Source organism: Pseudomonas sp. BF-RE-21, assembly GCF_019947305.1.
In the GTDB taxonomy this organism is placed as follows: domain Bacteria; phylum Pseudomonadota; class Gammaproteobacteria; order Pseudomonadales; family Pseudomonadaceae; genus Aquipseudomonas; species Aquipseudomonas migulae.
The window spans coordinates 31,102-53,666 of sequence record NZ_JAGYGF010000016.1; the positions used below are offsets into that span (position 1 = coordinate 31,102).

Here is a 22,565-nt window from a genome sequence, read left to right on the forward strand (position 1 = left end):
CAATGAACGGGAGTCGCCCCCTTGAATACCCTCCAGAGTCCGCCCGATCCAACTGTGCTCGCCCGCGCAGCGGCCAAGGTGAAGCGCCATGTGCTGCCGCTGTTCGTGGTGATGTTCATCGTCAACTACATCGACCGGGTCAACATCGGCTTCGTGCGCAGTCACATGGAAACCGATCTCGGCATTGGCGCCGCGGCCTATGGCCTCGGTGCCGGGCTGTTCTTCATCGGTTACGCAATCTTCGAAGTCCCCTCCAACCTGCTGCTGCAACGCTACGGCGCCCGCGCCTGGCTGACGCGCATCATGTTCACCTGGGGCGCAGCGGCCATGGCCATGGCGTTCGTGCGCGGCGAAACCAGTTTCTATGTGCTGCGCTTCATCCTCGGTGCGGCCGAAGCCGGGTTCTTCCCCGGCATCATTTATTACTTCACCCAATGGTTGCCGTCGACCGAACGCGGCAAGGCCATGGCGATCTTCCTCAGCGGCTCGGCCATTGCCTCGGTGATTTCCGGGCCGGTGTCCGGTGCGCTGTTGCACGTCAGCGGTTTCAGCCTGCACGGCTGGCAGTGGATGTTCCTGATCGAAGGCTTCGCCTCGATCGTGCTCTGCGGGTTTGTCTGGTTCTGGTTGCAGTCCCATCCACGCCAGGCGAACTGGCTGAGCGAGGAAGAAAAGGACGCACTGGTGGGCGCCATCGCCCTCGAACAGCAGGCCCGCGAAGCCACGCAGACGGTCAAGCCGTCGATGTTCAAATTGCTCGCCGACAAGCAGATCGCACTGTTCTGTTTCATCTACTTTTCCATTGCCTTGACCATCTATGGCGCGACGTTCTGGCTGCCGAGCATGATCAAGAAAATGGGCAACTTCGGCGACTTCCAGGTCGGCCTGTTCAACTCGATTCCGTGGATCATTTCCATCGTCGCGATGTATGGCTTCGCCGCCATGGCCAGCAAATGGAAATACCAGCAGGCATGGGTCGCCTTGACCCTGGTGATCGCCGCATTCGGCATGTTCATGTCCACCACTGGCGGGCCGGTTTTCGCCTTCGTCGCCATCTGTTTTGCCGCGATTGGTTTCAAGGCCGCCTCGGCGTTGTTCTGGCCTATTCCGCAAGGCTATCTGGATGCGCGCATCGCTGCGGCGGTGATCGCTTTGATCAATTCCATCGGCAACCTCGGCGGCTTCGTCGCCCCGACAGCGTTCGGTTTCCTGGAACAAAAAACCGGCTCCATCGAGGGCGGTCTCTACGGGCTGGCGGCCACCTCGCTGGTGGCGGCGGTGGTGATCTTCTTTGCCCGCACCGCCCCGCGTGGTGATCCCATTCGCGTGTTGAGCGGCCAGCCTGCCGACATCGCAGCGTCAGAAAAATCAGTCAGTCATCAAGCCTTGAGCTCAGGTCCAAAGGGAGCAGCCTCTTGAAAATCAAACGAGTCACCGTCACCCCCATCGCTTTCCGTGATCCGCCGCTGCTCAACGCCAGCGGGATTCATGAGCCGTTCGCGCTGCGTTCGATCATCGAGATCGAGAGCGACAATGGCTACATCGGTCTCGGTGAAAGTTACGGCGATGCGCCGGCACTGTTGATCCAGCAGCAACTGCAATCGCAACTGATCGGTCTCGACCCGTTCGACCTCAATCAACTGCGGCGCATCGTCCAGGCCACCGTGGCGGCAAACAAACCGGCGAGCATTGCCGGCGCGGAACTGGCACCGGGCTCCCATGCCAGCAAAGCGGTGAGCAATGCGTATTCGGCGTTCGAAGTGGCGTTCCTGGATTTGCAGGCGCATTCGTTGAACGTGCCGTTGGTGGACTTGCTGGGCGGGGCGATTCGCGACGAGATTCCGTTCAGCGCCTACCTGTTTTTCAAGTACGCGCAGCATGTCGATTCACCGTACAAACCGGACAATTGGGGCGAGGCGCTGAACGAAGAGCAGATCGTTGCCCAGGCACGGCGGATGATCGAGGCCTACGGTTTCAAGAGCATCAAACTCAAGGCCGGCACGCTGCCGCCGGAGCACGAAGTGTCGTGCATCAAGGCGCTGAAAAAGGCCTTCCCCGGTTACCCATTGCGCATTGACCCGAATGGCAACTGGTCATTGGAAACGTCGATTCGCATGGCTGAATTGCTGGGCGATGACCTGCAATATTACGAAGACCCGACGCCGGGCCTCGACGGCATGGCCGAGTTGCACAAACGCACCGGGTTGCCGCTGGCGACCAACATGGTGGTCACCGATTTCGACGAGTTCCGGCGTAGCGTGGCGTTGAACAGCGTGCAGATTGTCCTCGCCGATCACCATTACTGGGGCGGGCTGCGCGACACGCAGGCGCTGGCGAAAATGTGCGACACCTTTGGTCTTGGCGTGTCGATGCACTCCAACTCGCACCTGGGCATCAGCCTGATGGCGATGGCGCATGTTGCGGCCGCGGTGCCCAATCTGGATTACGCCTGCGACACGCATTACCCGTGGCAGGAGCCGGATGAAGAAGTGATCAAGGGCGGCAAGCTGCCGATCGTCGATGGCTGCGTGAAAATCACGCGCGCGCCGGGGTTGGGTCTGGAACTGGATCACGATCAACTGGGCAAGCTGCATGACCAATACCTGACCTGCGGCATCCGCCAGCGCGATGACGTTAAGCAGATGCAGCGTTACAAACCGGACTGGAAGGCGGTCAAACCGCGTTTTTGAGCTCGGTCAGCAGGCGTTCTATCTGCGCCAGTTCCCAGGTGCTGAGCAGACTGACCGGGTCAGTGCCGTAACGTTGCCAATTGTCGAACAGGCCCTCGCGGCCGTCCGGGCTCTGGCAGCGTTGGCAGCGGCGCAAGTGGTTGTCGTCGATGTCGAGGGTCAGCTGCCAACCTTCGATGTCGACCTGCATCAGACCGGATGCGGAAGGTTCGCCTATCAGCCGCAGGGGACGAACCTCCAGGGCGGCGTCGCGCAATAGCTGGTAAATCTCGCGGGTGGTCAACGGTGGCACGGGTGTCTCCGGTGGCTCAGATAAAAAATCGGCAACGACACCCCCCTGTAGGAGCCAGCTTGCTGGCGATGGCGATCTTGAGGACGCCATCGCCGGCAAGCCGGCTCCTACAGGGGGTAGTGTTCAGCAGGCTTATGGGGAAATGATCCCGTGGCCGATAGCGTATTTGACCAGCGCCGCCGGTTTGTCGATGTTGAGTTTGCGGCGGATGCTCAGGCGATGGGTTTCAACCGTGCGCACGCTGATGTCGAGGTCGCGGGCCATTTCCTTGTTGTTCATCCCCTGGGCCATTTTGTACAACACCTGGCTTTCACGCGGCGTCAGCTCGTTGTCGGTACTTTTATCAGCAATGAGCCGCTGGGCAATTTCCGCGCTGTAGAACGTGCCGCCGCTGGCAATGGCTTCGATGGCGGCGATGATTTCCCGTGACGGCGCGTTCTTCAGCACATAACCGCTGGCACCCGAACGCACGGACTCGCTCACGTATTCATAATTGTCGTACATGCTCAGCACCAGCACTTTGAGCGACGGGTACTGGCTGCGCAGCAACCGGGTCAGCTCCAGTCCGTTCATGTCCTTGAGGCTGATGTCGACCAGCAACAGGTCAGGCTGGCAGCGTCCGACCATCTCGATGGCGTCCGCGCCATTCTCGGCTTCACCCACCACTTCCAGCGGGGCCATGACGGACAGCAGCGCCTTGATCCCGTCGCGAACCAGGGAGTGATCGTCGACCAGGGCGACGCGGATCGGGGAGGGCAGGTTAATCACGGGCATTCACTCTTGTTGTCTGATCAGCGTTTTGTGCCGGGCATTTTCATGGGCAGCAGCACGTCCAGCTCACTTCTTCCCGGCACCGAGATCAGCTCGAACCGACCGCCAAAGTGCTCGACACGCTCACGGATATTACGCAGGCCGATGCCGGCATGGCCACGTTCGACCTGGGCAACGTTGAAGCCGATGCCGTCATCGATCACCGTCAGCCGGATGGATTCTTCAGAACCGTGCAGGTTGATGGAAACGTTTTTTGCCTGTGCATGGCGTTCAATGTTGGTCAGGCCTTCCTGCACAATGCGAAACAACGAAACCGCCGCGCCATCGACCAGATGGCAGTCGAATTCGTTGTCGTTGTAGGTCACGGTGAGGCCGCTGCGTTGCTCGAATTCCTCGGCAAGTTGACCGATGGCCGCCGACAGCCCCAGGGTGTCGAGCAAGGATGAGCGCAGGTCGTGGGAGAGGCTGCGCACCTCGCCAATCGCTTCGCCGAGACGTTCCGTGGCCTCTCTTAAAATGCTCAACCCTTTGTCTTGTCCATTCTCCAGCACATGGCTGGCGAGTTCGAACTGGAACTTGATGGAGACGAGCACCTGACTGATGCCGTCGTGCAGTTCACGGGAAACCCGCGAGCGTTCTTCCTCCTGCAAACTGACGATTCGCTGGGTCAGGCGTTGCAGTTTTTTGTCGGCCAGACGGTGCTCGCTGACGTTCAGTGTCATGCCGCTGGCAAACACGAACAGCACCGCCACGAGCGCCACGGCGGCAATCGCCAGCATGGTTTTGCGGATGCCCTGGGCCACCTCGTCACGCGCCTGTTGGGTCGCGCGTTCGACGTCCTCAAGGTAAATGCCGGTGCCGAGCATCCAGCCCCAGCGATCCAGCATCACCACGTAGGCGAGCTTGTCGGTTACCTGACCGGAAGATGGCTTGTTCCAGGCGTAGCGTTGAAAGCCTTCGCCCGATTGCGCACTTTTGAGCAATGCCTGTATCACCGGCAGGCCGTGCGGGTCCTTCATGTCCCACAGGTATTGGCCGACCAGTTCCGACTGTCGCGCGTGCATCAGGCTGCGACCTTCGCGGTCGTACACGAAGAAGTAGCCATTGATGCCAAAGCTGAGTTTGCGCAGTTCTTCCAGCACGCGTTGCTGGGCGTGTTCGTCACCGTGGCCGTCGTCGTACAGCGGCGCGATCAGGCTTTGCGCCATTTCCACGTAGTTTTTCAGTTCGGCACGCTTGCTCGCCAGGATGCTGTCTTCGATCAATTGCGCCTGTTGGTCACCCACCTGGCGGTTCAGGGAAATCACCAGCCCGCAGATGACAGCGATCGCCAACACCAGCGGCAGAATCCCGAGCGCGACGATTTTGTGTTTGAGCTGCATCTGGGCTCCTGTCCGGACCGGGGGAAGGCGAAGGCCGGCATCATATGCCAAAGATGCGCACGTCCAGTAGCGCTGCTGGACGGAATGACCTGTGGCTTTCTGGACGACGCGAAATTGTAGGAGCCAGCTTGCTGGCGATCCAGACGACGCGGTGTATCAGTCACGCCACCATCGCCAGCAAGCTGGCTCCTACAGGTTTTGCGTTTCTACGTAGAACTACGTAGAGGGCGCGTACGTAGTAACGCGGATTTATTTGTAGACGGCATGCGCGGATATTGGGCCAGCTCCGCACAGCGGACACAATTATAAAAATTACCGCCGCAGTCACAAGCTGTCGGCAGGAGACACGCTATGCCCCGTCTGGCTAAACACCTCGCCTGGTTTGCCGTGGCTGTTCTGGGAGCGTTTGCGCTGAGTGTCGTGGCCCTGCGCCGCGGCGAAGCGATCAACGCCCTCTGGATCGTAGTCGCAGCCGTCGCCATCTACCTCGTTGCATACCGCTACTACAGCCTGTTCATCGCCAACAAGGTGATGCAACTGGACCCCAATCGAGCCACTCCCGCCGTACTCAATAACGATGGCCTGGACTACGTTCCGACCAACAAGCACGTACTCTTCGGTCACCACTTCGCAGCCATTGCCGGCGCAGGTCCGCTGGTCGGTCCAGTGTTGGCGGCGCAGATGGGCTACTTGCCCGGCACACTTTGGCTGATCGCCGGTGTGGTGCTGGCCGGTGCGGTTCAGGACTTCATGGTCCTGTTCATGTCCACTCGCCGCAACGGTCGCTCCCTGGGCGACATGGTCCGTGAAGAAATGGGCCGCATCCCCGGCACCATCGCGCTGTTCGGCTGCTTCCTGATCATGATCATCATCCTCGCGGTGCTGGCGCTGATCGTGGTCAAAGCCCTGGCCGAAAGCCCTTGGGGCATGTTCACCGTGATGGCGACCATCCCGATCGCGATGTTCATGGGCATCTACATGCGCTACATCCGTCCGGGCCGCATCGGTGAAATCTCGATCATCGGCGTGTTCCTGCTGCTGGGCTCGATCTGGCTGGGCGGGCAGATTGCCGCTGACCCGGTCTGGGCCAAGGCCTTCACCTTCACCGGCATTCAAATCACCTGGATGTTGATCGGCTACGGTTTCGTTGCCGCGGTACTGCCGGTGTGGCTGATTCTGGCACCGCGTGACTACCTCTCCACGTTCCTGAAAATCGGCACCATTGTGGCATTGGCGATCGGCATTCTGATCACCATGCCCGAGCTGAGAATGCCGGCACTGACCCAGTTCATCGATGGCACCGGTCCGGTGTGGAAGGGCGGTATGTTCCCGTTCCTGTTCATCACCATTGCCTGTGGCGCGGTATCGGGTTTCCACTCGCTGATCGCTTCCGGCACCACGCCGAAGCTGCTCGCCAGTGAAGGTCATGCCCGCTACATCGGTTACGGCGGCATGCTGATGGAATCCTTCGTCGCCATCATGGCCATGGTTGCGGCATCGGTGATCGATCCGGGCGTGTACTTCGCCATGAACAGCCCAGCGGCGATTGTCGGCGCGGATGCTGTTTCGGTTGCGCAGACTGTCAGCAGCTGGGGCTTTGCAATTACCCCGGAAGCGCTGCAAGCAGTGGCCAAGGACATCGGTGAAACCACCATCCTGGCCCGTGCCGGCGGTGCTCCGACCCTGGCGGTCGGTATCGCGCAGATCCTGCACCACGTCCTGCCGGGTGAAAACACCATGGCGTTCTGGTACCACTTTGCGATCCTGTTTGAAGCGCTGTTCATCCTGACCGCAGTCGATGCCGGTACCCGTGCCGGTCGCTTCATGTTGCAGGATTTGCTCGGCTCCTTCGTGCCGGCGCTGAAACGCACCGAATCCTGGACCGCCAACCTGATCGCCACCGCCGGTTGTGTGGCGATGTGGGGTTACTTGCTCTATCAAGGCGTGATCGATCCGCTGGGTGGCATCAACACCTTGTGGCCGCTGTTCGGCATCTCCAACCAGATGCTGGCCGGTATCGCGCTGATGTTGGCGACGGTTGTGCTGATCAAAATGAAGCGCCAGCGCTACGTCTGGGTGACCATGCTGCCAGCGGTCTGGCTGCTGATCTGCACCACCACCGCCGGCTTCATCAAGCTGTTCGACGCCAACCCGGCGATCGGCTTCCTCGCGCTGGCCAAGAAGTACAGCGATGCCTTGGCCAACGGCCAGGTACTCGCGCCGGCCAAGAGCATCGAGCAGATGCAGCACGTGATCTACAACGCCTACACCAACGCGACGTTGACCGCGCTGTTCCTGTTGGTGGTGTTCAGCATCCTGTTCTTTGCCCTCAAGGTCGGCATTGCCGCGTGGGGAACCAAGGAGCGCACGGATAAAGAAGCGCCATTCCAGGCCCTGCCGAATGCGTGATCGAGGAGTGCAGCATGTTCAATGACCTGAGTCGCCTCGGTAAATACCTCGGTCAGGCCGCGCGCCTGATGGTCGGCATGCCCGACTACGATACTTACGTCGAGCATATGCAGACCAAACATCCGGACAAACCGGTGATGAGTTACGAGGTGTTCTTCCGGGAACGCCAGGAAGCGCGTTACGGAAGCAAGGCCGGGCCAAAGTGCTGTTGATCCGGTTGTCGGGTTAACAGCAATCCCTGTGGGAGCTAGCCTGCTGGCGATGGCGGCTGAACATTCAACATCACTGTTGATTGACAGTCCGCCATCGCCAGCAGGCTAGCTCCCACATTGTTTTGCGCAGTAATTTTCAGGGTTTACGTTCGATGAGGGTTCGCCCCGGTTCATTGCGGCACACAAGCTTGTCCCGATAGTTGTCACACAGCGATCTCAGCACATCACTCGCGCAAGCCCCGCTGATCCGCCGATCAATCGCAAAACCCGCCACGTCGCCCTTCAGTTGAATATCCACCCCCGACACCGTCTCCAATCGCTGCTTGATCGGCGCTTCTGCTGTTTGCACGGCCTCGCGGAACATTGAACTGTGCAAATGGCCACACGTCCAAGCCATTAAGCCGGTTTGAGCATTTCAATGTTTCTGGAGGCGGGTGATGTCGAGGCGGGCGTTGATTCGGTTTTTTGCGGTTTATCTGTCCGCTTTCCTGGTGTTCGGATTGGGCGTGGCCGCGGCGTCTCCCTAGATTGCCACTCACATTCTTCTGAAGTGGATGCTATAACCCGGCACTCGCCTCGACGCCAACGGACAGACACATGATTGAAGAGGGACTTTCGCTACTGATCGATTACGGCACTTATCTGCTGCCCGGTTTTAGCCTCTGTGCTCTCTGGTTCTGGCTGACGCCGAAGACGCAACCCGGTTTGCGTATTGTGATCCTGCTGCTGACCTTCGTCCTGCTGCGCGATGTGATGACACCGCTGCGCTTATGGTCCCTGAGTGGCGATGTGCAGATCGGCTTTGTTGCTAATCCGTTTGTCCTGGCCGTGCTGGGTGCACTGTCGCTGGCGATCGTCGCCGCGCTGGCAAGGATCGCCCCGCAGCTTTGGCAACTCGTCGTCTGGAGGAAGGGCAATCTGGCTGCAGGGCTTGCGCTGGGTGTTGCGGCCGGGTGTGCGATCGGCGTTCCGCTGCGGCTCTATCAAGGCATCGGTGTAGGCGAAATAGCCGGTTACTGGCCCTGGTTGATGGGCATGGTCGTGCTGGCCTACGGCGGGAATGCGTTGGAAGAAGTGCTGTTTCGCGGGTTCCTGCAAGGTCACCTCGAACACCACACCTCTGCGATACGAGCCGCCTTGATCAGCGCTGTCGCCTTCTCGGCCTGCCATTCGTTTCTGGCACTGAGCGTCACCCGAATTGGCTGGCCGATTCTACTGTTCACGTTGCTGGAGGGGCTAGTCTGTGCTTTCGTCCGCATGCGCTACGGCGTGATCGCCGCCACCGCTGCGCACGGGACTGCGATATTGCTCATCGCCGTTCCCATGTGATTGATCAGCATTGGGGGTTGCTCAGGGGTTGCAGATTTCGGCTCGGTGCTCAAGCGAGTCTTTTCGGTTGAGCGACAGCAGCCAGATCAGCGGCAACTGCGCAAGGATCACGGTCACGACACCGGCCCAGGGCGTGAGAGCCATTTGCCCATTGGCGACCAGGGCACTGCCGCTGGTTTCGCCCAAGGCGATACCCAGGTTGAAGGCCGAAATGTTCAGCGCCGAAGCGAACGCCACGGCGTGCGGGGTATAGCGTTCGGCGGTGGCCAGCATGCCGGCCTGGGCGGCGGGAGAGAGACCGAAGGCCAGCGCGCCCCAGAAAAACAGCATCACTACCATCGGCAGTTGATAGGGCAACAGCAGCGCGACCGCCGCCAGCACGAGTGTCAGTAGCACAAAGATCATTCGCAGCGCCGATTGCCAGCCCATCGTGGCCGCGAGTCGGCCCCCGACCAGATTGCCGACCAGGGTCGCAGCGCCGAATACGACCAACAACAAACTGGCGGTCGCGGTGGAAAAGCCGCTGATGTCGGTGAGGATCGGGGTGATAAAGGTGAAGGCGGCAAAGCTTGAACCGAAACCCAACACGGTCACGGCCATCATCGCCAGAATGGCCGGGTGCCTGAGTGCCGCCAACTGAGTGAGAGCTTTGCCCGACGGCGGCGTCGGCACATTCGGCAACCATCGCGCACTGGCTATCAAGGCCAGGGCGGCCAGCAGCGCGACCGCATAAAACGGCAGCCGCCACCCCATCGCGTTACCCAGGATGCTGCCAATCGGCACACCGATGACCATCGCGAGCGTCAGGCCGGCGAACATCACGGCAATGGCTTTGCTTGCCTGTCCCTTTGGCGCCAGGCTGGCGGCGACGGTGGCACCGATGGCAAAAAAGCTGCCATGAGCAAGCGCGGTGATGATGCGTCCTGCCAGCAACCAAGGGTAATCGGTGGAGAGCGCTGCCAGCAGATTCCCGCCCAGAAACAACGCAATCAACGCCAGCAGCACCGGTTTGCGCGGCAAGCGCGCCAGTGCCAGAACGGTCAGCGGTGTGCCCAGTGCCAGCGCCAATGCGTACAGCCCGACCAGGCTTCCCGCGCGCGCCAGTGGGATGTCGAGGTCAGAGGCGATAGCCGGGAGAATGCCGACGACAATGAACTCGGCCATTCCGATAGCGAAAGCGGTCACCGCCAGCGCCACCACGCCAGGGTGAATACGTTGCGTGGTCGGGTTCATGGACGACCCGCTGCCTGCAGGGCAATCACCTGATCCGCCTCGACGGTCGCCCCGGCAACGCCAACGGCGCCGATGACCTTGCCGTGTTCATCACGCAACACCACGCCACCGCCAAAGCTGATCAGGCCGCCGTTGGTAGCCTCCAGCGAGTAAATGGCTCCGCCCGGTTGCGCTTCCATACCCAGTTCGGCGCTGTCGGTGCGAAACAACGCAGCCGTGCGTGCTTTCTTCAGCGAAACATCGATGGCGCCTGGCACAGCGTCATCCATGCGCACGAAATGGCGCAGAAGTCCGGCATCGTCGACCACGCTGATGCAGACGGCGAAGCCTTGATCACGCGCCTGCGCTTGTGCACGGTTAATGACCTGCTGGGACAATTGCTCAAACATTCGGGACTCCATTGAATAAAACGACAGGAACGCGATGATCCCGACGATTGCTTTTCAAGGGAATATGCCCCAGGCCATTGGCGGTTAAAGTTTGAGCATGTCGAACATTTCGCGCATGGCGTGGTTCGCCAACGTGCACAACGCTGTCTTGGGCAAGCGTGAGGCGGGCGCGGCAACACCGAGCGCCGCCACCACGCGACCTTGCAAGCGCAGGGGCAGGGCGACGCAGTTAAGCCCCGGCTCGGCTTCTTCAAGGTCTAACGCGTAGCCATGGGTGACGATACCGGCCAACTCGATTTCCAGTTCCGCAGGCAGCAAGTCCGCTCGACGCAGACTGCGGCGCAGGTCCTCGTCAAAGGCCAGGAATATTTTACCGATGGCCGAGGTGGTCAGCCCGGCGCGACGCCCGCGCGGGCTTGCAACGCGCAAGTTGCCGCTGCCTTCCAGGGCATCCATGTAGAGGTATTCGCGGGTGCCACAGGGCGCTGCGAGGAAACAGGTTTCGCCACTGCGTTCGGCCAGCGTGCGCAGCGCAGGGGCAAAGGCTTCACGCAGCAACGCATCGGCGTCGTTCAACGGTTGAGCGATTTCGCGCAGGCGCAAACCCAACGCATAGTGGGTGCCACGGCGGGCAATGTAGCCCATGGCGGCCAGTGTATTGAGCAGGCCGTGCAAGGTGCTCTTGTGCAGTCCGGATTGCGCCGCAAGGTCCACCAAGCGGATTTCGCCCTCCGCCGCTGCGATGGTTTCAAGGATCATCATCGCGCGCTCGACGGACTGTATGCCTTTGTTCTCGTTGATCATGTGAGGGACGTTCGTTGGCCAGTAATGAGTCTGAGGTCCACGAGGAATAGTGCCTCGTGGTTCGGTGAAAGCCCATGAGTCGCAGGATTATCCACGCTGACAGGATTGGGCAGCAGTCCTGATCATCCGGGGGGCTTGATGCTGGCGTGAAGGTGGCCGGAGCGATTGGCGGGGAAAGTTTGATGATGTCGGAGTTTAGCGCGGGTGATTGTCTGCGCCGGTCGCAAAACACCCGCACCCCGCAGAACATTTGTGGGAGCGAGCCGGCTCGCTCCCACAGGAATTGGCGTTCTTCAACGCCTATTGCGATCAGACCTCGCTGATGTTGACCCAGCGCTGTTCCCGCGCCGCCAGTCGAATCGCCGTCGCCAGTCGCTCCACTTCAAAGGCTTGCTCGAAATCGGTGCCGGCTTGTCCGTGGCCGGCCAAGGCCATGATCAGCTCATGCACTTCCAGCGTCTTCAACTCGTTGTAGCCCAACTGATGCCCCGGCGCTGGACTGAACGCTGCGTAACCGGGCAAGTCCGGTCCGGCGAGTAAACGTTGGAAACCGTCCTGGCCGGCGCGGCACAGGCGTAACTCATTCAAACGCTCCTGATCGAACGCCAGGGTGCCTCGGGTACCGCTGATCTCGAAGCTCAGATGATTCTTGTAGCCGTGCTTGAGCCAACTGCTGCTGAAGGTGCCACGGGCGCCGCTGGCAAAGCGCAGCAAGGCATGGGCGTGATCGTCGACAGCAATGCTGCGTTGATCCTGGCTACCGGCCGTGACCGGGCGCTGGCGGTGCACGGTCTGGGAATCGGCGCACACCGCTTCGACATTACCCAGCAGATGGCGCGCCATGGCGAGCAAATGGCTGCCCAGATCCGCCAATGCCCCGCCGGCATGCCCGGCCTCACAGCGCCACGACCAGGGGGACGCTGGATCGGCCATGAAATCTTCGCTGAATTCGCCTTGAAAACTGATGATCTCGCCGAGTTCGCCGCTCAGAATCAACTCACGTGCCAGGCCAATGATCGGGTTGTGCTGGTAGTTGTAGCCGACACGGGTGACCACGCCGGCATCCTTGGCCGCCACGTGCATGGCATTCGCCTGTTCAAGGTTCACCGCCAGCGGTTTTTCGCAGTACACCGCCTTGCCGGCGGCAAGAGCAGCCATGGCCATCGGGTAGTGCAGATGGTTGGGGGTGGTGATGGCGATCAGGTTGACCTTGGGGTCGTCGATCAATTGCTGCCAGTCGCCATGGGCCTGCTCAAAGCCCCAGGCAGTGGCGCATGCTTGCGCACGAACGGGATCGGCGTCGGCCAGGGCGGCGAGGCGAAGCGTGAAGGGCAGTTCGAATGCCGCACTGACGTTGCGAAAGGCCAGGGCATGGGCACGGCCCATGAAACCCGTGCCGATAAGTCCGATTCCGAGTTCGCGCATGACAGGATCCTTTGGATTCTTGTTTTCAGAGATCCAATTTATAGAATAAATATTCTCTTGTTTCAATTTTTAGAATAAATATTTACACGTGATCGCTGAGTCGCCGTATGCGGAACCGTAACACCTGTGTCCGGGTCAGTCGTCGAACCCGACCTGTTCGTGAATCTCATCGACCTTCAACTCCAGTCGATAGGCCACGGCGATAAACAGCGCCTGACACAGGCACAGGGTCGCACTCAATGAACGGAACGCAAACGAACTGCCTTCGTTGACCAGCAGCAGGGTGTTGGCGCGCTTGGCCAGGGGCGAGAGATTGCTGTCGGTGATGATCAGGGTTTTCGCCTGATGATGCTGGGCGATGCGCAGGCAGTGCTGGGTTTCCTTGCCGTATGGCGTGAAGCTGATGGCGATCACCAGGTCATTGGCGCGCACGCTGCGCATCTGCTCGCGGTAGCTGCCACCGAGCCCAGACACCAAATGAATGCGCTTGTTGGTGTGTTGCAGGTTGTAGACCAGGTAATCGGCTACCGCGAACGAACGACGCACGCCGACCACGTAGATGTTGTCGGCGTTGACCACCAGGTCCACGGCCTTGTCGAAGGCCTGGTCATCGAGTTCCAGCCCCAGTCGCTCGATGCCCGACAGGGTCGCGTCGATGCACTCGCGCGCCAGGTCGCCGCCGCTGGCTTTCTGCGACTTGTTGGCGATCATGCTGCGAATGCGCTGCTGGTAGTTCTGTACCGGCGTGGTTTTGTGGGTATACGCCTCGCGGAACAATGCCTGCATTTCGCTGAAACCGCTGAAGCCGAAACGCTGGGAAAACCGCACGATGGCCGACGGGTGCACTTCGCACTCGCGAGCGATGTCGCTGATGCGGTCGACCATGATCCGGTCGCTCTGCTGGCTCATGTAACTGGCAATGCGTTTGAGCTGGCGCGGCAGGCTTTCGTATTCATTGGTGATCAGCTGCAGCAGGCGCTCGGCATTGATCGGGGGGCTGACAAGATCGCTCTCGGGCGTGCTCTCGGTCGTATCCGGCTGATCGGTGCGGGACATAAGGAATCCTTCTGGCTTGTTCTTGGCTTGTTCTTATAGCGACGATGTTTCACCGCGTCCCAGGACAATAGGTTGGCTGTGCGCAGTCTACAGGGTAGGCCCGAACAAAATCATGAGCTTGCGGTAGTGTGAGGCTTGCTGAAACGATGCACCGCCTCTGGAGTGCTTGTAATGAAGCTTATTGGAAAAAATATTCTACGTAAAAATTATTTGGAATAATTATTGATTATTCGGTCCCGGTCGTTTTAGTCTGCATCCACCAAGAGTGTTCGGCACGGTCATCGTCCTGAACACAGGCTGATAAAAATAACAGGAGCCAGCATGGGCCAGACTCGTTTTGCCAGTGGACGCCAATTGGATCTGATTTGCCTGGGGCGACTGGGTGTCGACCTCTATGCGCAGCAAGTCGGGGCGCGGTTGGAGGATGTGAGCAGCTTCGCCAAGTACCTCGGTGGATCGTCCGCCAACATCGCTTTCGGCACCGCCCGGTTGGGGCTCAAGTCGGCGATGCTGAGCCGGGTAGGGGACGACCACATGGGACGTTTCCTGGTCGAATCCCTGGCCCGCGAAGGCTGCGATACCAGCGGTATCAACGTTGATCCGGAGCACCTGACGGCGATGGTGTTGCTCGGCCTCAAGGACCGCGAGACCTTTCCTTTGGTGTTCTATCGCGAAAACTGTGCCGACATGGCGCTACAGGCCGAAGACATCAGCGAAGCCTTTATCGCCTCCAGCAAAGCCTTGCTGATCACCGGCACGCATTTCTCCACCGACGGCGTCTACAAGGCGAGCATCCAGGCGCTGGACTATGCCGAAAAACACAACGTCAAACGGGTTCTGGACATCGACTACCGCCCGGTCCTGTGGGGGCTTGCCGGCAAGGCCGATGGCGAAACCCGGTTCATTGCCGACCAGAACGTCAGTCAGCATGTGCAGAAAATCCTCCCGCGTTTCGATCTTATTGTCGGCACCGAAGAAGAGTTTCTGATTGCCGGTGGTTCCGAGGACTTGCTCACCGCGCTGCGCAATGTCCGTCGATTGAGTGACGCGACCCTGGTGGTCAAACTCGGCCCGCAAGGCTGCACGGTGATTCACGGGGTGATCCCGGAGCGTCTGGAAGATGGCGCGATTTATCCCGGCGTGCGGGTCGAAGTGCTGAACGTACTAGGGGCCGGCGATGCCTTTATGGCCGGCTTCCTCAGCGGTTGGCTGGAGGATGCCAGCGACGAGCATTGCTGCCGGTTGGCCAATGCCTGCGGTGGCCTGGTGGTGTCACGCCATGCCTGCGCCCCGGCGATGCCGACCCGTGCCGAGCTCGATTATCTGTTCAACAGTCCGGTGCCGATTACCCGGCCGGATCAGGACGCCACGTTGCAACGCCTGCATCAGGTCAGTGTGTCGCGTAAGCCGTGGAAGCAACTGTTCATCTTTGCCTTCGACCATCGCTGGCAACTGGTGGAACTGGCGCAAAAGGGCGGTCGCGACCTCGGCGTCATCAGCGAACTCAAACAGCTCTTTATCAAAGCCGTGGAGCGGGTCGAACGCGATTTGCGCGAGCAGGGCATCGAGGCCGATGTCGGGCTGCTGGCGGACCAGCGTTTCGGCCAGGACTCGCTGAACGCGGCCACCGGTCGTGGCTGGTGGGTGGCGCGGCCGGTCGAGATACAAAACTCCCGTCCACTGGCCTTCGAACACGGGCGTTCGATCGGCAGCAACCTGATTGCCTGGCCGCAAGAGCAAATCATCAAATGCCTGGTGCAATTTCACCCGGACGACGAGCCAATGCTACGCCTGGAGCAGGAAGCGCAGATCAAGGGTTTGTACCAGGCGTCGCAAGTCAGCGGTCATGAACTGCTGCTGGAAATCATCCCGCCCAAGGATCATCCCTCGACGCACCCGGACGTGTTGTATCGCGCGCTCAAGCGCCTCTACAACCTGGGCATCTACCCGGCGTGGTGGAAGATCGAAGCCCAGAGCGCCGAGGAATGGAAGCAACTCGACGAGCTGATCCAGGAGCGCGATCCGTACTGCCGAGGCGTGGTGTTGCTGGGCTTGAATGCCCCGGCGGCGACGTTGGCCGAAGGGTTTCAACAGGCGAGCCAGAGCCGGACATGCCGAGGGTTCGCCGTGGGGCGGACGATTTTTCAGGAACCAAGCCGTGCGTGGCTGGCTGGGGAAATCGACGACGAGGCGCTGATTCGACAGGTGCAGGGCACGTTTGTCGAATTGATCGATGCCTGGCGCACAGCCAGGGCTTGACGCGACACCGCGTTATCGTTGTTCGCGGGCAAGCCTCGCTCCTACAGATCACCGTAGCTTCCCGTAGGAGCGAGGCTTGCCCGCGAAGGCGGCCTCAGATTCAACGGAAATTCAGAAAACAATAAAAGGTGCAGCCATGCCCGCTATCCGAATTGGCATCAACCCGATCTCCTGGAGCAACGACGACCTGCCGTCCCTCGGTGGCGAGACGCCGCTGAGCACCGCCCTCGGCGAAGGCAAGGAGATCGGCTACGAAGGCTTCGAACTCAACGGCAAATTCCCCAAGGACGCCAAAGGCGTTGGCGATGTACTGCGCCCGTATGACCTGGCGCTGGTGTCCGGCTGGTATTCCAGTCGCCTGGCACGCCGCTCTGTGGCCGAGGAAATCGACGCCATTGCCAGCCATGTCGAGCTGCTGGCGAAGAACGGCGCCAAGGTGCTGGTTTACGGAGAAGTCGCCGATTCCATTCAAGGGCAACGTATTCCTCTGGTCGAACGCCCGCGTTTTCACACCGAACAGGCGTGGCAGGAATACGCTGACAAACTGACCGAGCTGGCGCGCTTCACCCTGTCGCAGGGTGTACGTCTGGCGTATCACCACCATATGGGCGCCTACGTCGAATCCCCGTCGGACATCGACACCCTGATGGCGTTGACCGGCAGTGAAGTTGGCCTGCTCTTCGATTCGGGTCATTGCTACATGGGGGGCGGTGAACCCTTGCAGGTGCTGCGCAAACACATCTCACGCATTTGCCACGTGCATTTCAAGGACGTGCGCAAACCGGTAGTGCAGTTGGCGCGCAACAATCTGTGGAGCTTCCCGGACTGCATCATCAACGGCACCTTCACCGTGCCGGGAGATGGTGACATCGACTTCGCCGAACTGCTCGACGTGCTGCTGGCGGCCGATTACCAGGGCTGGCTGGTGGTCGAGGCCGAGCAGGACCCGGCGGTGGCCCCGAGCTACGTCTATGCCAAAAAAGGCTTCGACACCTTGCGTGCGCTGCTCGACGAGAGGACGGCACGATGAGCCTGCTGGTCAAAAGCAATGCCCGTGGCCGGACCATGGTCGAGTTGGGCAAAGGTGAACTTGAATACGTCGGTTTCGCCGCTTACCGCTTGAGCCTCGGCGAAACCCTGCCGGTCTCTGCCGGTGACAAGGAACTGTGCCTGGTGCTGCTCAGCGGCCGGGTCGGCATCAAGGGTGAAACGCCGGGGCAGGGCGTGTTCGACTGGGACAACCTTGGGGATCGCCAGTCGGTGTTTGAAGACAAATCCCCGTTCGCCGCGTACTTGCCGCCCGGCAGTCAGGCCCGGATTGTCGCGTTGAGTGATGTGCAGATCGCCGTTTGCGCGGCGCCCGGTGCACCAACCGAGAACCTCGGCCCACGGCTGATCAAACCCGAGACCATGAAACGCAGCGTGCGCGGCAAGGGCGCCAATACCCGCTACGTCTGCGACATCCTGCCGGACACCGAGCCGGCCCATTCGCTGCTGGTGGTGGAAGTGCGCACGCCTTCGGGGCACTCGTCGAGCTACCCGCCGCACAAGCACGACACCGACGATCTGCCGCACCAGAGCTTTCTCGAAGAAACCTATTACCACCAGATCAACCCGCCCCAGGGCTTCGTGTTCCAACGGGTCTACACCGACGATCGCAGCATCGATCAGGCCATGGCCGTGGAAAACAACGACCTTGTGGTCGTGCCCAAGGGTTATCACCCGGTCAGTGTGCCGTACGGCTACGAGTCGTATTACCTGAACGTGATGGCGGGCCCGAAACGCGTCTGGCAATTCCATAACGATCCGCAGCACAGCTGGCTGCTGGATCTCTGAATTCCAACCTCTGCACGGAGAACAAGCACAATGAGCGACGCCCAGGTTGTAGGTCATTACATCGATGGTCAGGTGCAAGACAGCGGCAGTGAAAGGTTCAGCAACGTCTTCAACCCGGCCACCGGCAGCGTTCAGGCGCGGGTCGGGTTGGCCAGCCAGAAGACCGTGGACCAGGCTGTCGCCTCGGCCCTGAAAGCCTTCCCGGCCTGGTCCGAGCAATCGTCCCTGCGGCGTTCGCGGGTGATGTTCAAGTTCAAGGAACTGCTCGACCGCCATCACGATGAGCTGGCGGAAATCATCAGCCGCGAACACGGCAAGGTCTTTTCCGACGCCAAGGGCGAGGTCACCCGCGGCATCGAAATCGTCGAATACGCCTGCGGTGCGCCGAACCTGCTGAAAACCGAGTTCAGCGACAACATCGGCGGCGGCATCGACAACTGGAACCTGCGTCAGCCGCTCGGTGTTTGCGCCGGGGTTACGCCGTTCAACTTCCCGGTGATGGTGCCGCTGTGGATGATTCCGCTGGCGCTGGTCACCGGTAACTGCTTCATCCTCAAGCCGTCCGAGCGCGATCCGTCCGCCAGTTTGCTGATGGCTCGCCTGCTGACCGAAGCCGGCTTGCCGGACGGTGTGTTCAACGTGGTCCAGGGGGACAAGACGGCGGTCGACGCCTTGCTGCAACACCCGGACATCGAAGCGATTTCGTTTGTCGGTTCAACGCCGATCGCCGAGTACATCCACCAGCAGGCGACCTCGCGTGGCAAGCGTGTACAGGCGCTGGGCGGGGCGAAGAACCACATGATCGTCATGCCCGATGCGGATCTGGATCAAGCGGCGGATGCCCTGATCGGCGCCGCTTATGGTTCGGCCGGTGAGCGCTGCATGGCGATTTCGATTGCCGTGGCAGTCGGTGATGTGGGGGACCGGCTGATTGCCAAACTGCTGCCGCGCATCGATCAGTTGAAAGTCGGCAATGGCCTGCAGGGTGACACCGACATGGGGCCATTGGTGACCGCCGAACACAAGGCCAAGGTTGAAGGCTTCATCGATCAGGGCGTAGCCCAGGGCGCGCAACTGATCGTTGACGGGCGCAACTTCAAGGTGCCGGGTGCCGAGAATGGCTTCTTTGTCGGCGCGACGCTGTTCGACAACGTCACGACCGGGATGAGCATCTACCAGCAGGAAATTTTCGGGCCGGTGCTGGGCATCGTTCGCGTGCCGGATTTCGCCAGTGCCGTGGCCCTGATCAACGCCCATGAGTTCGGCAACGGCGTGTCGTGTTTTACCAGCGACGGCGGGATTGCCCGTGCCTTTGCGCGCAGCATCAAGGTCGGCATGGTCGGCATCAACGTGCCGATTCCGGTACCCATGGCCTGGCATTCGTTCGGCGGCTGGAAGCGCTCGCTGTTCGGCGACCACCATGCCTACGGCGAGGAAGGCATCCGCTTCTACAGCCGCTATAAAAGCGTGATGCAGCGCTGGCCCGACAGCATCGCCAAGGGCCCGGAATTCAGCATGCCGACGGCCAAATAATTCACCTGTGCGGAGAACAACAATAATGAGCAAGCCGCTGCGTTTCGCCTTGAACCGTATGGTCGCCCCACGCTTGTCCCTGCCTGCGTTCATCGAGTTGGCGGTGACTCTCAAGGCCGACGCCATTGAGATCCGCAACGACCTCAAGGGCATCGAGATCGAGGACGGGACCACGCCCGGGCACGTCCGGGAGTTGTGTGCGGCCCAAGGCATCACCGTGCTGTCGATCAACGCGTTGTATCCGTTTGATGTGTGGAATGACGAGCGCCGTGCGCAGGCGTTGAAACTCGCCGCTTACGCACGTGATTGTGGCGCGCAGGGGTTGGTCATGTGCCCGTTGAACGACCGGGCCGACCCGCGCAGCGAGGCCGAACGCGCTTCGGGCCTGCGCACAGCGTTGAGTCAGCTGGCGCCGATCCTGCGCGATCACGGCATCCTCGGTTTCATCGAACCGCTGGGCTTCGAAGAATGTTCGCTGCGGCGCAAACGCACGGCGGTCGATGCGATCAAGGCCATCGGCGGGCTGGATGTGTTCCGTCTGGTGCACGACACCTTTCATCATCACCTGGCCGGTGAACAGGAGTTTTTCCCTGAGTTGACCGGGCTGGTGCACATCTCCGGCGTCGAGGATACCGAAGCGCCGTTGGCGACAATCCGCGATGGCCATCGGGTGCTGGTGGGCGAGGGCGACATTCTCGGCAACGCGGTGCAGATCGAGACCTTGCTCGGCAGCGGCTACAGCGGCTACCTGTCGTTCGAACCGTTTGCCGACAGCGTGCATGGGCTGGTGGATATCGAGCAGGCGATCGGCGCGAGCATGGATCACCTGCAAAAATCCCTGGGCTGAGGCCATCGCGGTTCAAATGTGGGAGCGAGCCTGCTCGCGAAGCGGCGGCACAATCAATATTGATGTCGCCTGACACAACGCTTTCGCGAGCAGGCTCGCTCCCACAAGGGTTTCTTCGTGTATTGAAGGATCAGATATGACCACTACAAGACTGACCATGGCCCAGGCCCTGGTGAAATTCCTCGATAACCAGTACATCGAGGTCGATGGGGTTCAGAGCAAATTCGTCGCCGGGATATTTACCATCTTCGGCCACGGCAACGTGCTGGGTCTGGGGCAAGCCCTGGAGCAGGACAGCGGCGACCTGATCGTCCATCAGGGTCGCAACGAACAAGGCATGGCCCACGCCGCCATCGGGTTCGCCAAGCAGCATCTGCGACGCAAGATCTACGCCTGTACTTCGTCGGTGGGGCCAGGCGCGGCGAACATGCTGACCGCTGCCGCCACCGCGACAGCCAACCGCATCCCATTGCTGTTGTTGCCGGGTGATGTCTACGCCTGCCGCCAGCCAGACCCGGTGCTGCAACAGATCGAGCAGTTCCACGACCTGAGCATCAGCACCAACGACGCGTTCAAGGCCGTGAGCAAATACTGGGATCGCATCAACCGTCCCGAGCAACTGATGACCGCCGCAATTCACGCCATGCGCGTGCTCACCGATCCCGCCGAAACCGGTGCCGTAACCCTGGCCTTGCCGCAAGACGTGCAAGCCGAGGCTTACGACTACCCCGATTACTTCCTGCAAAAACGCGTGCACCGCATCGAGCGCCGTCCGGCGACCGAAGCGATGCTCGACGATGCCGTGGCGTTGTTCAAAGGCAAGCGCAAACCGCTGATCATCTGCGGCGGCGGAGTCAAATACTCTGGTGCCAATGCGGCGTTACAGGCCTTTGCCGAGCGCTTCGATATTCCCTTTGCCGAAACCCAGGCCGGCAAAAGCGCGGTGGTCTCCAGCCATGCCCTGAACGTCGGCGGCATCGGTGAGACTGGCTGTTTGGCGGCAAACCTGTTGGCCAGGGATGCAGATCTGATCATTGGTATCGGCACTCGTTACAGCGACTTCACTACCGCGTCGAAGTCCTTGTTCCAGCATCCTGAAGTGCAATTCCTCAACCTCAATATCAGCCCGTGCGACGCCCTGAAACTCGACGGCGTACAACTGCTGGCGGACGCCCGAACCGGTTTGCAGGCACTGGCGGAAGCGCTGGGCGACTACCGCTCCGGTTGGGGTGATCAACCCCATCAGGCCAGGGCGCAGCTGGATGAGGAAGTCGATCGCCTTTATCAGATCGAATACCAGACCCAGGACTTCACCCCGGAAATCAACGATCACCTGGACCCGGCAGTGTTGCGCGAATTCATCGAGTTGACCGGCTCGTGCCTGACCCAGAGCCGCGTACTCGGCGTGCTCAATGAAACCCTCGCGGATGACGCGGTGATCGTTGCCGCCGCCGGCAGCCTGCCGGGTGACTTGCAACGCAGCTGGCGCAGCAAAGGCGTGAACACCTATCACGTCGAATACGGATATTCGTGCATGGGCTATGAGATCAATGCCGCATTGGGGGTGAAACTCGCCGAGCCTGAGCGCGAGGTCTATGCGCTGGTGGGCGACGGCTCCTACATGATGTTGCACTCGGAGCTGGCGACCTCGATTCAGGAGCGACGCAAGATCAACGTGGTGCTGCTCGACAACATGACCTTCGGCTGCATCAACAACCTGCAGATGGGCAACGGCATGGATAGCTTCGCTACCGAGTTCCGTTACCGCAACCCGCAAACCGGCAAGCTCGACGGCGGTTTCGTGCCGGTGGATTTCGCCATGAGCGCGGCGGCCTATGGCTGCAAGACCTACAAAGTGAACACCGTTGAAGAGTTGCACGCCGCGTTGGCGGATGCGCGCTTGCAGACCGTGTCGACCCTGATCGATATCAAGGTCCTGCCCAAAACCATGATTCACGGCTACCTGTCCTGGTGGCGGGTCGGCGTGGCGCAAGTCTCCACCAGCGCCCGCACCGATGCGGTGGCCAAGACCCTGAACGAACGACTGGCCAAGGCCCGTCAGTACTGATTGCCCTGAAACGAACAAACAGGAGTGTTT

The 22,565-nt window shown here is 60.5% G+C and carries 20 protein-coding genes; 11 read left to right on the forward strand and 9 right to left on the reverse strand.

All coding sequences use genetic code 11. The annotated features are described in order from the left end of the window. The first annotated feature begins 21 nt into the window (after positions 1 to 21). Complete coding sequence (locus KGB25_RS13430; protein WP_223435172.1) at positions 22 to 1,419, forward strand: MFS transporter; 1,398 nt, start codon at positions 22 to 24, stop codon at positions 1,417 to 1,419. Continuing rightward, complete coding sequence (locus KGB25_RS13435; RefSeq protein WP_008036359.1) at positions 1,416 to 2,690, forward strand: glucarate dehydratase family protein; 1,275 nt, start codon at positions 1,416 to 1,418, stop codon at positions 2,688 to 2,690. The genes KGB25_RS13430 and KGB25_RS13435 overlap by 4 nt, the downstream gene beginning before the upstream one ends. On the opposite strand, the gene KGB25_RS13440 is transcribed toward KGB25_RS13435, so the two are convergent. The 3 genes from KGB25_RS13440 to KGB25_RS13450 form a co-directional block, all read right to left on the reverse strand. Next, the gene (locus KGB25_RS13440) at positions 2,674 to 2,982 is read right to left on the reverse strand and encodes a hypothetical protein (protein ID WP_032832285.1); all 309 of its coding nucleotides are present in this window, start codon (positions 2,980 to 2,982) and stop codon (positions 2,674 to 2,676) included. The two genes, KGB25_RS13435 and KGB25_RS13440, sit on opposite strands and share 17 nt — an antisense overlap. 132 nt (positions 2,983 to 3,114) lie before the next feature. Next, positions 3,115 to 3,747, reverse strand: coding sequence for a response regulator (locus KGB25_RS13445; protein ID WP_223435249.1), 633 nt, complete (start codon positions 3,745 to 3,747; stop codon positions 3,115 to 3,117). 26 nt (positions 3,748 to 3,773) lie between these two features. After that, a complete protein-coding gene (locus KGB25_RS13450; protein ID WP_192228366.1) occupies positions 3,774 to 5,135 on the reverse strand; it encodes a cache domain-containing protein in 1,362 nt (453 codons plus the stop codon). Positions 5,136 to 5,486: 351 nt separating this feature from the next. Here KGB25_RS13450 and KGB25_RS13455 point away from each other — a divergent pair, with 351 nt between their 5' ends. Continuing rightward, on the forward strand, positions 5,487 to 7,544 hold the full coding sequence (locus tag KGB25_RS13455) for a carbon starvation CstA family protein (protein ID WP_008024713.1): 2,058 nt from the start codon (positions 5,487 to 5,489) through the stop codon (positions 7,542 to 7,544). A 14-nt stretch (positions 7,545 to 7,558) separates the two neighbouring features. Continuing rightward, positions 7,559 to 7,756 (forward strand): YbdD/YjiX family protein, encoded by a 198-nt coding sequence (locus KGB25_RS13460; RefSeq protein ID WP_007900300.1) that lies wholly within the window; start codon positions 7,559 to 7,561, stop codon positions 7,754 to 7,756. A gap of 136 nt (positions 7,757 to 7,892) precedes the next feature. On the opposite strand, the gene KGB25_RS13465 is transcribed toward KGB25_RS13460, so the two are convergent. Beyond that, on the reverse strand, positions 7,893 to 8,120 hold the full coding sequence (locus KGB25_RS13465; protein ID WP_223435174.1) for a hypothetical protein: 228 nt from the start codon (positions 8,118 to 8,120) through the stop codon (positions 7,893 to 7,895). A 233-nt stretch (positions 8,121 to 8,353) separates the two neighbouring features. On the opposite strand from KGB25_RS13465, the gene KGB25_RS13470 reads away from it, so the two are divergent. Next, on the forward strand, positions 8,354 to 9,085 hold the full coding sequence (locus KGB25_RS13470; protein WP_008039129.1) for a CPBP family intramembrane glutamic endopeptidase: 732 nt from the start codon (positions 8,354 to 8,356) through the stop codon (positions 9,083 to 9,085). Positions 9,086 to 9,106: 21 nt separating this feature from the next. On the opposite strand, the gene KGB25_RS13475 is transcribed toward KGB25_RS13470, so the two are convergent. From KGB25_RS13475 to KGB25_RS13495, 5 genes are all read right to left on the reverse strand, one after another. Next, positions 9,107 to 10,318: an MFS transporter gene (locus KGB25_RS13475; protein WP_223435175.1), complete on the reverse strand. Its 1,212-nt coding sequence runs from the start codon at positions 10,316 to 10,318 to the stop codon at positions 9,107 to 9,109. Beyond that, the gene (locus tag KGB25_RS13480; protein ID WP_008039127.1) at positions 10,315 to 10,707 is read right to left on the reverse strand and encodes a GlcG/HbpS family heme-binding protein; all 393 of its coding nucleotides are present in this window, start codon (positions 10,705 to 10,707) and stop codon (positions 10,315 to 10,317) included. The genes KGB25_RS13475 and KGB25_RS13480 overlap by 4 nt, the downstream gene beginning before the upstream one ends. Before the next feature lie 84 nt (positions 10,708 to 10,791). After that, positions 10,792 to 11,511 (reverse strand): IclR family transcriptional regulator, encoded by a 720-nt coding sequence (locus KGB25_RS13485; protein ID WP_207284603.1) that lies wholly within the window; start codon positions 11,509 to 11,511, stop codon positions 10,792 to 10,794. Between the two features lie 309 nt (positions 11,512 to 11,820). Next, positions 11,821 to 12,936, reverse strand: coding sequence for a Gfo/Idh/MocA family protein (locus tag KGB25_RS13490; RefSeq protein ID WP_192228363.1), 1,116 nt, complete (start codon positions 12,934 to 12,936; stop codon positions 11,821 to 11,823). 135 nt (positions 12,937 to 13,071) lie between these two features. Continuing rightward, positions 13,072 to 13,992: a MurR/RpiR family transcriptional regulator gene (locus KGB25_RS13495; RefSeq protein ID WP_008039123.1), complete on the reverse strand. Its 921-nt coding sequence runs from the start codon at positions 13,990 to 13,992 to the stop codon at positions 13,072 to 13,074. A gap of 321 nt (positions 13,993 to 14,313) precedes the next feature. Between KGB25_RS13495 and KGB25_RS13500 the strand changes: the two genes are divergently transcribed. From KGB25_RS13500 to iolD, 6 genes are all read left to right on the forward strand, one after another. Beyond that, positions 14,314 to 16,251, forward strand: a complete 1,938-nt coding sequence (locus KGB25_RS13500; RefSeq protein WP_008039121.1) for a bifunctional 5-dehydro-2-deoxygluconokinase/5-dehydro-2-deoxyphosphogluconate aldolase — start codon at positions 14,314 to 14,316, stop codon at positions 16,249 to 16,251. 136 nt (positions 16,252 to 16,387) lie between these two features. Further along, on the forward strand, positions 16,388 to 17,281 hold the full coding sequence (gene iolE / locus KGB25_RS13505; RefSeq protein ID WP_223435177.1) for a myo-inosose-2 dehydratase: 894 nt from the start codon (positions 16,388 to 16,390) through the stop codon (positions 17,279 to 17,281). Beyond that, positions 17,278 to 18,087 carry a 5-deoxy-glucuronate isomerase gene (gene iolB, locus KGB25_RS13510; RefSeq protein WP_008039118.1) on the forward strand — a complete coding sequence of 270 codons (810 nt, stop codon included), beginning with the start codon at positions 17,278 to 17,280 and terminating at the stop codon, positions 18,085 to 18,087. The genes iolE and iolB overlap by 4 nt, the downstream gene beginning before the upstream one ends. A 30-nt stretch (positions 18,088 to 18,117) precedes the next feature. Next, entirely contained in the window at positions 18,118 to 19,620 is a 1,503-nt protein-coding gene (locus KGB25_RS13515; RefSeq protein ID WP_008039116.1) for a CoA-acylating methylmalonate-semialdehyde dehydrogenase, read from the forward strand. Between the two features lie 25 nt (positions 19,621 to 19,645). Further along, positions 19,646 to 20,467, forward strand: a complete 822-nt coding sequence (locus KGB25_RS13520; RefSeq protein ID WP_223435179.1) for a TIM barrel protein — start codon at positions 19,646 to 19,648, stop codon at positions 20,465 to 20,467. Between the two features lie 136 nt (positions 20,468 to 20,603). Further along, the gene (gene iolD, locus KGB25_RS13525; protein ID WP_223435180.1) at positions 20,604 to 22,535 is read left to right on the forward strand and encodes a 3D-(3,5/4)-trihydroxycyclohexane-1,2-dione acylhydrolase (decyclizing); all 1,932 of its coding nucleotides are present in this window, start codon (positions 20,604 to 20,606) and stop codon (positions 22,533 to 22,535) included. The last annotated feature ends 30 nt before the right edge of the window (positions 22,536 to 22,565 follow it).